Origin of the sequence: Roseivirga seohaensis (assembly GCF_001592945.1) — a bacterium.
Lineage (GTDB): Bacteria > Bacteroidota > Bacteroidia > Cytophagales > Cyclobacteriaceae > Roseivirga > Roseivirga seohaensis.
The window spans coordinates 56,832-69,349 of record NZ_LRPB01000034.1 but is presented as its reverse complement, the minus strand read 5'-3'; the positions used below and the strand labels follow the sequence as shown (position 1 = coordinate 69,349).

The following is a 12,518-nucleotide window of genomic DNA, read 5'->3' as shown; positions in this document are numbered from 1 at the left end:
CAGTTTCTTCACTAACTATTATTGCATTTTAACGTCTCCCTCTGGTGAATCTTCTGGCTCCTCACCATTAGTTTCCTTGCTGTTCACCCATATTTCGACCAAACTTCCTGACCTGATCATGCTTCCGGCCGGAGGCAATTGTTTATAAATAGAGTTTTCAGCCACGCTGTCTACCTGAATAAAGTTGATTACATCGAGTTTAAGTTTTGATGCATTAATCTGAAACTTTACGTCTTCTAAAGTTTTTCCAATAAAGTTGGGAGCAAGAAAACGCTGCACGCCTTCGCCATCGCCAATTACTAAATCAATAGAAGAACCTTTGAAAATAGAGGTTCCTGCTTCTATAGGTTCTCCATCAAGTGTTTGTGCCAATACTGCGTTATTTGCAAGGTTCGGTTCGTAGGTTAATGAACCTAGTTTTAAACCGTTGGTATTTAAAATGTCTTCAGCGTTTTGAACATCGGTATTAATAAGGTTTGGCATTTTTACTTTTGGCGGAACCTTAGCGTTCAGTGCAATATATATTTTGCGGTTCATTTTTACTTTTGAACCAGGCTTTGGGTTTTGGCTAAGTATAGAAAGCGGTGCGGCCGATTCTGAATAACCTGAGTCTTCAACAATTTCATACCTCAAGTCTCTTTTGATTACAAACTCGTCTAAATCGTCATAGGTCAAGCCAATCAGTTCAGGCACAGTAATAGTTTCGTTGTGATTGGTAGAAGAAGGAAGGTAGATATAGAAAAAGAACAGCACGAAAACGATTCCGATACCGGCCATAATCAATACATTCTTCAAAAATCTGCTAAACGTAAAAGATTTGTCACTCATAAGGTTTGATATTGGGTGAAGTAGGTTAAAAATGCAATGGTTCCTAGGTTACTTCGTCCGCAAAGATAATCAATTAAGAAAACGGTCAAATGTTTAATAATAGCATGAATACAACAAGTTATTTTTTATTGGGCTTTACCATTTGCCAAAAATTAAAAAAGGCATAATGCTTTTACACTATGCCCATTTATTAGGTGTTGGTTGAGAAAACTATACCGTTGCTGCATTTATAGCAACTACGCCCCTTATTTCTGGGATATCTCTTTTTATTGCTTCTTCAATTCCAGCTTTCATCGTCATGTGCGACATTGGGCAACTTTCGCAAGCCCCAAGTAATTCAAGCTTTACAATCATGTCGTCTGTGATCTCAAGCACTTTCACATCACCTCCATCAGCCAAAAGAAATGGCCTGATCTTCTCTAAAGCTGCTTCAACTCTTTGTTTCATAGGTATAAATGTACGTTAAACTTTTAATTCTACCCGTTTTGTTTCAGCTAATTGCGCATTTCTTATGGCAACCTGTTGGGCAACTTGTTGTGAAAGTGATTTAAAGGCATTGGCAGTAACGGAATCCTGCATTACCGCTGGGTAACCAATATCTCCAGCTTCGCGAATACTTTGTACCAAAGGAATTTGACCTAGGTAAGGTACTTTATGTTTTTCTGCTAAGTTCCTTCCTCCATCTTTTCCGAAAATATAATACTTATTGTCAGGTAATTCTTCTGGAGTGAAATAAGCCATGTTCTCAACAATACCCAATATAGGTACATTGATTTGTGGTTGCATAAACATGGTTAATCCTTTCTGAGCATCGGCTAAGGCTACTTTTTGCGGTGTAGTTACCAATACCACTCCTGTAACCGGTACGGTTTGCACCAAAGTCAAGTGAATGTCGCCTGTGCCAGGAGGAAGATCGATTAATAAATAATCAAGCTCGCCCCAATCTGTATCGCCAATAAACTGTTTTAGGGCGCTACTGGCCATTGGGCCTCTCCAAACTACAGCGTTTTCGGCAGGGGTTAAGAAACCAATTGAGATTAATTTCACTCCATACTGCTCAATTGGAATAATCAAATTTCTTTCACCTTCTTTTCTAATGCTAGGCTGCTCATGTTCGCAATTAAACATAGTTGGGATAGACGGACCGTAGATATCGGCATCGATCAAGCCCACTTTGGCACCACTTCTGGCCAAAGCAACGGCAAGGTTGGCAGTAACGGTAGATTTACCTACTCCGCCTTTTCCCGAAGCAATGGCGATAATATTCTTTACCTGAGGTAGAAGAGGAGCATTATCTCTTGTGCTGGTTACATGTGAACTCATATTTACGCTCACTTCGATATCAGCGCCCACATGCTCTTCAATGGCTTTTAAGCAATCGTTTTTGATTACTTCTTTCAATGGGCAAGCAGGAGTGGTTAACATTACGGTGAAAGAGAGTTTATTTCCTTCAATTTCAATGTCTTGAATCATGTTTAGCGTAACCAGATCCTTTTTAATATCTGGGTCATCAACATGTCGAAGTGCTTTGATTACATTTTCTTTAGTAAGTGCTGCCATAGTTCTTTTATTCCGCTGCAAATTAACGGCTTTTTGTCTAGTCTGAATAACAGCTTTAAATGAAATTCGTTCCGTGCTTTTTCAAGCCTTAGCAATGCCCTATATTTGAGGCCAGAAGGGATGGCAATCAGCGACAGCACAATACAGGAAATCAAGAACCGCATCGACATAGTTGAGGTGATCAGTGATTTTGTGTCGCTCAAAAAAGTAGGATCAAATTATAGGGCACTCAGCCCTTTCACGAACGAAAAGAGTCCTTCCTTTTACGTTTCTCCTTCCAAAGATATTTTTAAATGTTTTAGCTCTGGAAAAGGGGGCGATGCCATTTCTTTTGTAATGGAAGTAGAAGGCATCAATTACATTGAAGCACTGAAGTACCTTGCAAATAAGTATGGTATTGAGGTTCAGGAAGAAGAACAAACTGACGAGCAAATAACTGCTCAGAATGAACGAGATAGTCTTTTTATTGCTCTAAAATTTGCAGGCGAATTTTTCCAAGATGTATTGTGGAATCATAGCGAAGGCAAAAGTATTGGGCTTAGCTATTTTAAAGAAAGAGGTTTTTCTGAAGCCACAATTAAGAAATTTGATCTAGGCTATAGCCTCGATGCTTGGGATGGCCTAATGAAGCCTGCACTGGAAAAAGGCTACTCTGAAGAAATCTTAGAAAAGGCGGGTTTAATTCTTAATTCTGAAAACAAAACTTACGATAGGTTTAGGGGACGAGTAATGTTCCCAATCCATAATGTGGGTGGAAAAGTAATTGCCTTTGGTGCCCGAACACTTCGTAAAGATAAAAAGCAGCCTAAGTACATCAATTCGCCCGAAACTGTGGTGTACCATAAAAGTGATATCGTTTATGGTATCCACCAAGCCAGACAAGCCATTCGGAACGAAGACCTTTGTTATTTGGTAGAAGGTTACACAGATGTGATTTCTATGCATCAATCAGGTGTTCAAAACGTGGTTTCTTCTTCGGGAACATCCTTAACTAAGGAGCAAATACGCTTGATTGGTCGCTATACAAAGAACATTACAGTACTTTACGATGGAGATGCAGCAGGAATAAAGGCTTCATTTAGAGGTATTGATTTAATTCTTGAGCATGACCTAGATGTACACGCAGTAGTTTTTCCTGAGGGGGAAGATCCCGATAGTTTTTCGCGTAGTATGAGCTCAGAGGCCTTTCAGCAATTTCTGAAAGACAATGCCCAAGATTTCATCACCTTTAAAACGAACATCCTTACCGAAGGCGGTAAAAACATCGATCCGGTTAAAAAAGTAGCCGTTATACGCGATGTGGTAGAAAGTATTTCACTAATTCCTGATGGAATTAAGCGATCTGTTTATATAAAGTCTTGTGCCGATTTGCTCGAAATTGATGAGCAAGTTTTGATTTCGGAACTGAATAAAATTCTGATTAAAAACCGAAAAAAAGACAAACAACATGATGAACGCGAGTCAGCAGTGGATGAACAGTTGGCTAACTCGCTTCAGGCCAAACAAGAAGAACAGCCCGGTTATACTCCATTTTATGTAGAACGAGAATGCTTGAGAATGGTCATTAATTATGCTAATGAACCTTTTGATGAACATCAGAAAATAGGGGAGTTTATTTTGAATGAAACGGTTGATTTGAAATTTGATGATCCATTAATTAATGAAACTATTTCTAAGGCTTCTGAATTTATAAGGGCAGGTAAAAAGGTAGAACCCGATATGTTTATTGGGCCAGATCATCCAAAAATGAGTCAGTTGGTGATTGACCTTTTGGACATGAAGTATTTCATAAGCGATGGATGGGAAGAACTTCATAAAATTAGTACCAGCCATGAAAAGGAAGATTTACCAAAGGCCACTTATAAAGTCATTCTGAGATTGAAACGAAAGAAAATCGAAGAAATGATTCACCATAATGAAGAACTTTTGAAGAAGTCGTCTATCGCAAACGAGCAGGACGAACTTCTTTTAATGATAAAGCACTTAAAGACACTTTTCGATCAGGTGACCACCGAATTAGGAATTGTAGTGTCAAAATAAAAGAATTTATATACGCTTAATATAAAGAGCATGACAGAAGCAAATACAATGGAAACCACAACAGATAAAATTCAATTAAATACAATTGAAGAAGCCATTGAAGCTATAAAAAATGGCGAAGTAGTTATTGTGGTTGATGATGAAGACCGTGAGAATGAAGGTGATTTCATTTGCGCTGCAGAGAAAATAACACCTGAAGTTATCAATTTTATGGCTACACATGGTCGTGGGTTAATCTGTGCAGCAGTGATTGAAGACCGTTGTGATGAGCTTGGCCTTGAAATGATGGTGGGCTCTAATACTGCAGCCTACGAAACTCCATTTACGGTTTCTATTGATTTAATCGGTCACGGATGTACTACTGGAATTTCTGCCAGCGACCGTTCCAAGACGATTCAAGCTTTGGTGAATCCAAATACAAAACCCGAAGAGTTAGGTAAACCAGGCCATATCTTTCCTTTGCGAGCAAAAAGAGGGGGAGTATTAAGAAGAACAGGCCATACTGAAGCGGCCATTGATTTGGCACGTTTAGCGGGCTTTCAAGCTTGTGGTGTATTGGTAGAAATACTGAATGAGGACGGAACAATGGCTCGCCTTCCTAACCTCAAGAAAGTAGCCGAAAAGTTTAATTTAAAGCTAGTTTCTATAGAAGACTTAATCTCTTATCGCTTAGAAAAGGAAAGTCTTATTGAACGCGTAGAATCTGTGGATTTGCCTACAGATTATGGTGATTTCCATCTTCAAGCCTTTAAACAAACCAATACGGAAGAAGTGCATTTGGCTGTTGTAAAAGGCGAATGGAAAGAAGATGAACCAGTTTTGGTTCGTGTGCATTCTTCTAGCACTTTAGGCGATGTATTCGGCTTTAATCGAGATACAGGTAATCCAATAAAGCATGCGCTCCGTATGTTAGAAGATGAAGGTAAAGGAGTTGTACTTTATATGAACCAAGGTGCTAGAGGCGCTCGTTTATTGGATGAGCTTAAAGCCATCAAGGCTGCAGGTCAAAAAGAAGGTAAGTTCGGGGTAAAGATGGATCAGAAAGATTTTGGAATTGGAGCTCAAATTTTGCGTGACCTCGGTGTTTCTAAAATCCGCTTGATTACGAATCATCCTACAAAGCGTGTTGGGCTTATAGGTTATGGTCTCGAAATCGTTGAACATGTTACCTTAAAGAAAAAATAAACATTAAGGTTTACAGCGAGTTCAACACAAAACAAAAATGCTGTGCGATATGAAATTGTACATTTATTTTCTCGTGTTATTTAGTTTTGTGGCATTTGGGGTTAATGCACAAACTTTTCCGTCTGAATTATGGCATGATGGACAAATCAAGCTGACTGACGGAAGTATAAAAAATGGGAATATTAAATACGACTTGGATAGACAGGCGATTCAATTACAAATTGGAGATCGTACCGAAGCATATGATGCGAGTCAAATAATTTCATTCTCTTTTTTGCAAGAATCTACCAAAACGCGAAGAACTTTTTATTCCCTTCCTTATGCCATTCAAAATAACTATAAACGCCCTGTATTTTTCGAGGTGATTGTTGCTGGTAAAATGACACTTTTGGCTAGAGAGTATGTAGTAATTAGAAATTCACCCACTACTTCAAGCTTAAATAATAGATACAGGTATTCTGACTACCCAAACTTTAGAGAAAGTAGAAGTTATTTGGCTCATAAAATGTTTTTTGCAAAAGAAGATGGGGTAATTAGAGAATCCTCGGGGAAAACAAATGATGTGCTTAATCAATTTGGTAATGCTCGTGCAGAACTTAAGAAGTACGTTAAAAAAGAGAGATTAAAGCTTGATCGCTTACAGGATGTTGCGAAATTGGTGCATCATTTTAACCAAGAAGTAAACTAAATGTCCAAACCCCTTATTCTTGTTTCAAACGATGACGGTATCACCTCAAAAGGTATTCGCGTGCTCATCGAAGCCATGTGTCAAATTGGTGAAGTAATTGTTGTTGCCCCCGATAGTCCGCAATCAGGAATGGGGCATGCCATTACAATTGGTAATACTTTACGACTTATAGAAACCGATATCTTTAATGATTTAGGTGTAATTGCCTATAAATGTTCAGGTACACCTGCCGACTGTGTTAAATTGGCCAAACATTACGTGTTGAAAGATAGAGTGCCGGACCTGGTAGTAAGTGGTGTGAATCACGGAAGCAATTTAGCCATTAGTGTACTTTATTCAGGTACCATGTCGGCAGCCATTGAAGGCGCCATAGAGGGCTTTCCATCCATTGGTTATTCCTTAGCCGATTTTTCTTTAAAAGCTGATTTTTCTCACGCCATTGATCATATTGTTCATATTGCCAAAGAGGTTTTAGAAAAGGGACTTGCCAAAAACGTAGCCCTTAATGTCAATATTCCACCCAAGCAAAATCAGAAAATTAGAGGAATTAAAGTTTGTAGACAGGCCAAAGCACATTGGCAGGAAGAATTTGATCAGCGAAAAGATCCTTATGGAAGACCTTACTTTTGGTTAGCCGGTAATTTTGTGAATAACGATAAAGGTGAAGATACTGACGTTTGGGCGGTAGACCATAATTATGTTTCAGTAGTGCCTTGTCAGTACGACATGACAGCCTATCACAGCATTGCCCAAATCAATGATGATTGGGATTTCATGACCAATGTTTAAAGCCATTCATTAATTGAAATTAATTTAAGTGAGGCTGTTGTTTTGCTGTAGCTTTTAATGATTTAGAAGAGAAAATAAGCGCTTGAATAACAAGGCCAATGATAATTAGAATGGCCATTTCTAATTGAGAAATAGAAATGTTTCCTAAAATAATTTTCTCCGATTCTTCACGAATATTTTGGGCTTCACTAGTTTGAATGGCAGAAAGGGCAGATAGGCTATCGAAGGCCTGAGAAGCTACTTCGTTGTTATCACTTACAAAACTACTTAACTGATCTTCAGTACTTTGATCTTGAGTCAGGCCACTTTCAATGCTATTTATGCGCTGAACAATTTCTTTTAATTTTTCAAACTCAATTTCTTCTTCTGGGGTAAGGTAAGTGGTTGAATATTTTTGAATCAATAATTCTCTTTCACTTTTGGAATTTAAAAACGCTGTTTTTAAGTGATCGAACCCTTTTTGATTATCAGAAGCCAGAATCAAAGCTTGACGTTGGTGAAGGTTTTCATAAAGTTTGAAAATATAACTTTCTACTAACATTCGGTCTTCATACATCGATGCAAAAGATGCATCTAGTTGCTTAAAATGACTTCTTTCGACTAAGTTGTTGGCTAGCGTTACAATGAGTACTGCCGCAAGGAGTACTGCCGCAGTTATTTTGTTTTTTATGCTGTACGTCCATTTCATAATTCCGAGCTTTTATTAGAAAACGTCTTATGATACAAAATATGTTTTAAAACTATTGTCAAAATAGGTGTCATCGGTTCAGGTAACTAATTCTCTAAAAACATAACTTCAAATTAATTTTTTCATTTGTCCGTCAATATACTTCGGTATTGGTTATGTCAGTACCCTTCAATATCTTGTAATATCTCAAAATTTTGAACCTATGAAAACTTTATTTCTGTCTATCGCTGCTGTTTTGTTTAGTTTGTTTCCATCAACTGGAAATTCTATTTCGCCAGAGGCCTTAACCGGGGCTTGGGAAACTACTTTCAAAAATGATGATGGAAGGGAAGTACACGCAGTCGCCATAATGAGTGGTGGCTATGTGAGCTCTGCTGCTTATTATACCGATGATAATTCGTTTTTATACACCATGGGTGGCTCTTGGAAGGTTGAGGGAAATAAAATAATTCAGACCTATGAATTCAATACCCAAAATTCTGAGATGGTAGGTAAATCAGAGTCTAATGAATATAAGATTGAGGGAGATAAACTCACTTTTAAAGGTGATAATAGAATTTGGACAAGGGTTGATAATGGTACAGGTGGTGATTTGGCAAATGCCTTTCTAATTACTGGTAGACAACAAAATGGAGAAATTGTAGAACGCCCGATTAGGGCTAGAAAAACCATGAAAATTTTGTCTGGAACCAGATTTCAATGGATAGCCTACAATGTAGATACTGGAGAGTTTTCTGGAACTGGCGGAGGAACTTACACCACCATCAACGGAAAATACATCGAAAATATAGAGTTCTTCTCAAGAGATGTAAACCGAGTAGGGGCTTCTTTAGAATTTGATTATAAAGTAGTTGATAAAGCTTGGCACCACAGTGGCTTGAGCAGTACTGGAAATCCTATTTACGAAGTTTGGACACCAAGAGAAACCAAGAGAAATTATTGAGAAGAACTAAACTGTTTGAGGGTGTTCCGTACAGGGATTTTAAACTGTAATCTTAATGCTTATGGTCTTTTTTCGGAACAGGGTCATAGCCATGGCCGCCCCAAGGGTGACATTTGCTAAATCGCTTAAGGCCCAACCAAAGCCCTTTAAAAGCTCCCCATTCTTTAATGGCATCCACTGTATATGCCGAACATGTGGGACTAAACCTACAATTAGCACCTAACATTGGTGAAATGGCATATTGGTACACCCGAATTGGAAAAATGAAAATGGCAGCTAAAATCCGTTTCATGTTGCAAGATAGTGGATTGATAGGTTCCACTTAGGGTGCTTTAAGGCCTACTTTCGTTTGTGTGCTTCTTCAAAAATTTCTTTCCTAAGTATTCTCACCTCACCAACCATTAGCAATCGCATGTCTTCAACGATATAGTCGGCCAATGCCTCGTCAGAAATGGAGTCGCCTTCAATATCTAACCGAAAGTCTTCTCCTTTTAAACTTCCTCCATTTGAGAAGTAAATCTCAAAATCAAACTTCACTCTCTTTTCCATGAGTCAATTTTAGAACAATTTTTATTTGATTTCAAATTCCTTTAACATGGAAGTAACTGGAATAGCGGTTACTTTTCCATCATTTAAAAGAAACATTACCTTGGCCGTGTTACCAATTAAAATACCCGTTTTAATTTCATCGTCTGCAAATCGAATCTCAATAGGTGATTGTTCCTTAATTTGATTGCTCACATAACTGCCATATAAATCTGCTGAAAGGAATAGATAAGTTATAAAGAGAAAGCCAAAAGCAAAATAGCGATATCTGTTAAACCAAGGTTTTTTATCCCAACCAAAATTAGATCTCGAATAGGAGACTGGGAATTTCCTTTTCCAAACGATATCCATTTGTAGTAGAAAGGATGAAATTCCAATTGAGGCCAAGGAGAAGAGCAATATCTTGAAATCGGCAAAGGGTGCGATTAGAAAATCAAACACATCGGAATAATCAAATATATTGATGCCAAACTCAGAATAGAGTTGGTAATTGAAAAGCATTCCGATGCCTACGGTTAGAAGATAACAAATGGTAATTACGGTTTGAATTTCCTTTATTATGGCTTCGTAGGCATCTTTAATTAAGCCCTCTTTCATTTATTTACGTTTTCTGAAAATTGCGTAAAACTCACTAATTAACCTATTCTAATCTAATAAATAGAGAAAGGGTGTTTGCTTAATTGAAAGTTGAGTAAGCCTTACTTCTGAATTACATATACCAAGTAAGCAATATAACTCACTAGTAGTATTGCCGCTTCCCAGCGGTCGAGCTTTTTCTTTTTACCAGTAAACATGGCTATGAAAACGAATATGGTTCCTCCAGCTAGAATGTATAAATCTAGGTCGAAAACGGTATCGTAGGCTATTGGTCGAATTACAGCCGAGGTGGCCAAAATGAAAAATAGGTTAAAGATATTTGAGCCAATAATGTTACCTACGGCAATATCACTGTTCTTTTTAAATGCCGCCACTACTGAAGTAGCCAATTCAGGCAATGATGTACCTGCTGCTACAATGGTCAACCCGATCAATTTTTCACTCATTCCAAATGTGGTAGCCATATCTACCGCGGTAGTTACCAACAGTCTACCTCCGATTACCAACCCCGCCAGCCCAAATATGATATAACTGTAGGTCTTGAGGTTTGAATAAGTAACTGCTTTATTTTCAATAGTAACTGGGTCGGATTTCAGTTGTTTGTATACATAGTAGAGAAAAAAACCAAATAGTATTAATAGTATTAAGCCATCTATGCGGGTAAGTATATTTTGGTCGGTGCCAAAAATATGATGGGTGAGTATGTAAGCGAGTGCAATACCTAAAAAGGATATTGGAATTTCCTTCCAAATAGTGCTTGACTGCACTACCATAGGGGCGATCAGGCCCGTAATACCTAAAATAATAAATAGGTTGAAGTTGTTACTGCCAACGACATTGCCAAAAACAATATCTTGATGGTTTTGAAATGAGGCAAAAATACTGACCACCAATTCAGGAGCAGAGGTGCCAAAGGCCACTATGGTAAGCCCAATAGCTAGGTCAGAAACTTTGAATTTCTTGGCTAGGGCAGAGGCGCCATCTACTAAACCGTGAGCTCCGGTAATCAATAATGCCAGGCCTGAAATAAGCAACAAAACTTGAATAATCATCAATTATAGTCAGTAAGGAACTCTGCAAACGTAATTTGCTCAAAACAGTTTCTGATTATCTTAATGTGCGAAAATTAAAGTTTTAGGATGGATATTAAGTAAATTGGGTTTTGATTAAAAACTGTTTTTGTATTCACCGTTTTTGTACTTCAAAGTTTCCGTAGTTGTAACTGTTTTAACACTTTTTTCTGTGCCATCTTCCATTACCGTTGTGGTAATTGTGTCTGTTATTGATAAATCGTAAAATTTTGATAGCGAGTTAATAATTGGACTAATAGTTTTCTCATGCTCTATATATTCTCCACTACTCATTCCATCAGTTTCTCCATTGAGTTGAGAAATTGAGTAATCCTTAAGTACCCTCTCTAATGTAGCTCCGTTTCGAACGAATAAAGAAAGCTCTGTTGACTCATATGGATTTACTCTGCTGCTGCCATAATAATCAATTACAATGCCTACGGTTTCATGATTTTGTGAGATGATATAAGGCTGGTAGAGGACTTCGATCTTATTTAACCTAATAGCGTCACTATACCATGATTCCTTTTCGAAGAAACGAGATTTTATCTCGGCATTTGTGCGGTTGACTATCAAAACATGTGCGTTAATAGAAATATATTCTTCTTTGTTTAAGACTTCAGGAATCAGAATAATGGATTCAGAGTCTGAAATGGGCTTTTCAATGATGAAATCCGTTAGGCATGCTTCTTTTTCTATTTTCAAGATAGTTAAAACCTTATCAACTAGGTTTTGGGGACTTTCTTGAGCATAGGAAGTTAAATTAAAACTGAGTAGCAATATGAGAGTCCATTTTTTCATATGAGGTTAAGGGGCTGTTTAGTAACACTCTGACTCTTTGATTTCAGATATAATTCTTAAAAGTGATAATCTAAGATAACGGTTTTCCAAATGTCCTTTTTAGAATGTTCTAGATTCACTTTTAAGTTGCCAAAAACTCTCGAAACAACCAATTGAATTGTTTGCTAAGCACAATTTTCACTTCATTCACTGAAGTTACTCATTCACTGAATGAAGTGAAACTGCTTTGACTTAAATAAATGTGGTCGTCAGAAAGAAACAGGGAATACCCCATCTGTCAATTGAAATGGAAGATGGGGATTAAAAATCAATAAGTTTGTAAGGGCTACGCTACCAAGCCACAGAACCGTAATTATCCTTCTTTTCTGGTTGAGAAGAAATACTTTTGGTTTTATCTTGGCTAGAAGAACGAGAAGGGGATGAAGTATTGAGCTCTGGAATTTCTATTTCCTTACCTACGTTCACTTTTCCATTCAGTTCGGCACCTTTTTCTATTGAGATTTCTTTGGCGTAGATTTTACCAAAAATTTTGGCACTTTTAGTAACATGTAAAAAACCCTTACACATTACATCTCCATTCACAAAGCCTTCAACAGTAATATCAATACCTCTAAGGTTTCCACCAATTTCACCATTAATACCAATGATGATTTTTTCATCAGAGAGCAAATCTCCGGTAATATTACCATCTACGCGTATACTCTGACTAGACTTTAAGTTTCCAGTAATTATAGAACCTTGCTTAATTTGAGTGATATGCGTAGATGGAGTAATAGCAGCCAT

At 37.6% G+C, this 12,518-nt stretch carries 15 protein-coding genes; 5 read left to right on the top strand and 10 right to left on the bottom strand.

The annotated features are described in order from the left end of the window. Positions 1-18: 18 nt before the first annotated feature. The 3 genes from AWW67_RS10390 to AWW67_RS10380 all read right to left on the bottom strand — a co-directional run bounded on the left by AWW67_RS10390 (position 19) and on the right by AWW67_RS10380 (position 2,388). Positions 19-828 (bottom strand): PASTA domain-containing protein, encoded by an 810-nt coding sequence (locus AWW67_RS10390; RefSeq protein WP_062301641.1) that lies wholly within the window; start codon positions 826-828, stop codon positions 19-21. Between the two features lie 210 nt (positions 829-1,038). Then, positions 1,039-1,275 (bottom strand): NifU family protein, encoded by a 237-nt coding sequence (locus tag AWW67_RS10385; protein WP_053224132.1) that lies wholly within the window; start codon positions 1,273-1,275, stop codon positions 1,039-1,041. Between the two features lie 15 nt (positions 1,276-1,290). Continuing rightward, a complete protein-coding gene (locus AWW67_RS10380; RefSeq protein ID WP_062301640.1) occupies positions 1,291-2,388 on the bottom strand; it encodes an Mrp/NBP35 family ATP-binding protein in 1,098 nt (365 codons plus the stop codon). Positions 2,389-2,508: 120 nt separating this feature from the next. Between AWW67_RS10380 and dnaG the strand changes: the two genes are divergently transcribed. From dnaG to surE, 4 genes are read left to right on the top strand one after another with little or no spacing between them, the layout of a single operon-like run. Continuing rightward, a complete protein-coding gene (dnaG, locus tag AWW67_RS10375; protein WP_062301636.1) occupies positions 2,509-4,428 on the top strand; it encodes a DNA primase in 1,920 nt (639 codons plus the stop codon). A 30-nt stretch (positions 4,429-4,458) separates the two neighbouring features. Next, positions 4,459-5,613: a 3,4-dihydroxy-2-butanone-4-phosphate synthase gene (gene ribB, locus AWW67_RS10370; protein ID WP_260311413.1), complete on the top strand. Its 1,155-nt coding sequence runs from the start codon at positions 4,459-4,461 to the stop codon at positions 5,611-5,613. A 49-nt stretch (positions 5,614-5,662) separates the two neighbouring features. Continuing rightward, positions 5,663-6,301, top strand: coding sequence for a hypothetical protein (locus AWW67_RS10365; protein WP_141655431.1), 639 nt, complete (start codon positions 5,663-5,665; stop codon positions 6,299-6,301). Then, positions 6,302-7,090, top strand: a complete 789-nt coding sequence (gene surE / locus AWW67_RS10360) for a 5'/3'-nucleotidase SurE (RefSeq protein WP_062301633.1) — start codon at positions 6,302-6,304, stop codon at positions 7,088-7,090. 19 nt (positions 7,091-7,109) lie between these two features. Here the strand turns inward: surE and AWW67_RS10355 are convergent, their stop codons facing one another. After that, a complete protein-coding gene (locus AWW67_RS10355) occupies positions 7,110-7,778 on the bottom strand; it encodes an MCP four helix bundle domain-containing protein (protein WP_062301632.1) in 669 nt (222 codons plus the stop codon). A 202-nt stretch (positions 7,779-7,980) separates the two neighbouring features. On the opposite strand from AWW67_RS10355, the gene AWW67_RS10350 reads away from it, so the two are divergent. Then, positions 7,981-8,721: a hypothetical protein gene (locus AWW67_RS10350; RefSeq protein WP_062301630.1), complete on the top strand. Its 741-nt coding sequence runs from the start codon at positions 7,981-7,983 to the stop codon at positions 8,719-8,721. Between the two features lie 52 nt (positions 8,722-8,773). Here the strand turns inward: AWW67_RS10350 and yidD are convergent, their stop codons facing one another. From yidD to AWW67_RS10320, 6 genes are all read right to left on the bottom strand, one after another. Beyond that, a complete protein-coding gene (yidD, locus tag AWW67_RS10345) occupies positions 8,774-9,013 on the bottom strand; it encodes a membrane protein insertion efficiency factor YidD (protein ID WP_053224124.1) in 240 nt (79 codons plus the stop codon). Positions 9,014-9,060: 47 nt separating this feature from the next. Beyond that, entirely contained in the window at positions 9,061-9,270 is a 210-nt protein-coding gene (locus AWW67_RS10340) for a hypothetical protein (RefSeq protein ID WP_053224123.1), read from the bottom strand. 21 nt (positions 9,271-9,291) lie between these two features. After that, entirely contained in the window at positions 9,292-9,864 is a 573-nt protein-coding gene (locus AWW67_RS19060; protein ID WP_071387110.1) for a hypothetical protein, read from the bottom strand. A 101-nt stretch (positions 9,865-9,965) separates the two neighbouring features. Then, positions 9,966-10,916, bottom strand: a complete 951-nt coding sequence (locus tag AWW67_RS10330; RefSeq protein WP_062301629.1) for a calcium/sodium antiporter — start codon at positions 10,914-10,916, stop codon at positions 9,966-9,968. Between the two features lie 114 nt (positions 10,917-11,030). Beyond that, a complete protein-coding gene (locus AWW67_RS10325) occupies positions 11,031-11,639 on the bottom strand; it encodes a PA3715 family protein (protein ID WP_141655430.1) in 609 nt (202 codons plus the stop codon). A 426-nt stretch (positions 11,640-12,065) separates the two neighbouring features. After that, positions 12,066-12,518: a bactofilin family protein gene (locus AWW67_RS10320; protein ID WP_053224120.1), complete on the bottom strand. Its 453-nt coding sequence runs from the start codon at positions 12,516-12,518 to the stop codon at positions 12,066-12,068.

What these genes read in the sequence shown, in the direction of transcription:
- AWW67_RS10390 (WP_062301641.1), bottom strand. Translation starts at nt 828, where the DNA reads ATGAGTGACAAATCTTTTACGTTTAGCAGATTTTTGAAGAATGTATTG.
- AWW67_RS10385 (WP_053224132.1), bottom strand. Translation starts at nt 1,275, where the DNA reads ATGAAACAAAGAGTTGAAGCAGCTTTAGAGAAGATCAGGCCATTTCTT.
- AWW67_RS10380 (WP_062301640.1), bottom strand. Translation starts at nt 2,388, where the DNA reads ATGGCAGCACTTACTAAAGAAAATGTAATCAAAGCACTTCGACATGTT.
- dnaG (WP_062301636.1), top strand. Translation starts at nt 2,509, where the DNA reads ATGGCAATCAGCGACAGCACAATACAGGAAATCAAGAACCGCATCGAC.
- ribB (WP_260311413.1), top strand. Translation starts at nt 4,459, where the DNA reads ATGACAGAAGCAAATACAATGGAAACCACAACAGATAAAATTCAATTA.
- AWW67_RS10365 (WP_141655431.1), top strand. Translation starts at nt 5,663, where the DNA reads ATGAAATTGTACATTTATTTTCTCGTGTTATTTAGTTTTGTGGCATTT.
- surE (WP_062301633.1), top strand. Translation starts at nt 6,302, where the DNA reads ATGTCCAAACCCCTTATTCTTGTTTCAAACGATGACGGTATCACCTCA.
- AWW67_RS10355 (WP_062301632.1), bottom strand. Translation starts at nt 7,778, where the DNA reads ATGAAATGGACGTACAGCATAAAAAACAAAATAACTGCGGCAGTACTC.
- AWW67_RS10350 (WP_062301630.1), top strand. Translation starts at nt 7,981, where the DNA reads ATGAAAACTTTATTTCTGTCTATCGCTGCTGTTTTGTTTAGTTTGTTT.
- yidD (WP_053224124.1), bottom strand. Translation starts at nt 9,013, where the DNA reads ATGAAACGGATTTTAGCTGCCATTTTCATTTTTCCAATTCGGGTGTAC.
- AWW67_RS10340 (WP_053224123.1), bottom strand. Translation starts at nt 9,270, where the DNA reads ATGGAAAAGAGAGTGAAGTTTGATTTTGAGATTTACTTCTCAAATGGA.
- AWW67_RS19060 (WP_071387110.1), bottom strand. Translation starts at nt 9,864, where the DNA reads ATGAAAGAGGGCTTAATTAAAGATGCCTACGAAGCCATAATAAAGGAA.
- AWW67_RS10330 (WP_062301629.1), bottom strand. Translation starts at nt 10,916, where the DNA reads ATGATTATTCAAGTTTTGTTGCTTATTTCAGGCCTGGCATTATTGATT.
- AWW67_RS10320 (WP_053224120.1), bottom strand. Translation starts at nt 12,518, where the DNA reads ATGGCTGCTATTACTCCATCTACGCATATCACTCAAATTAAGCAAGGT.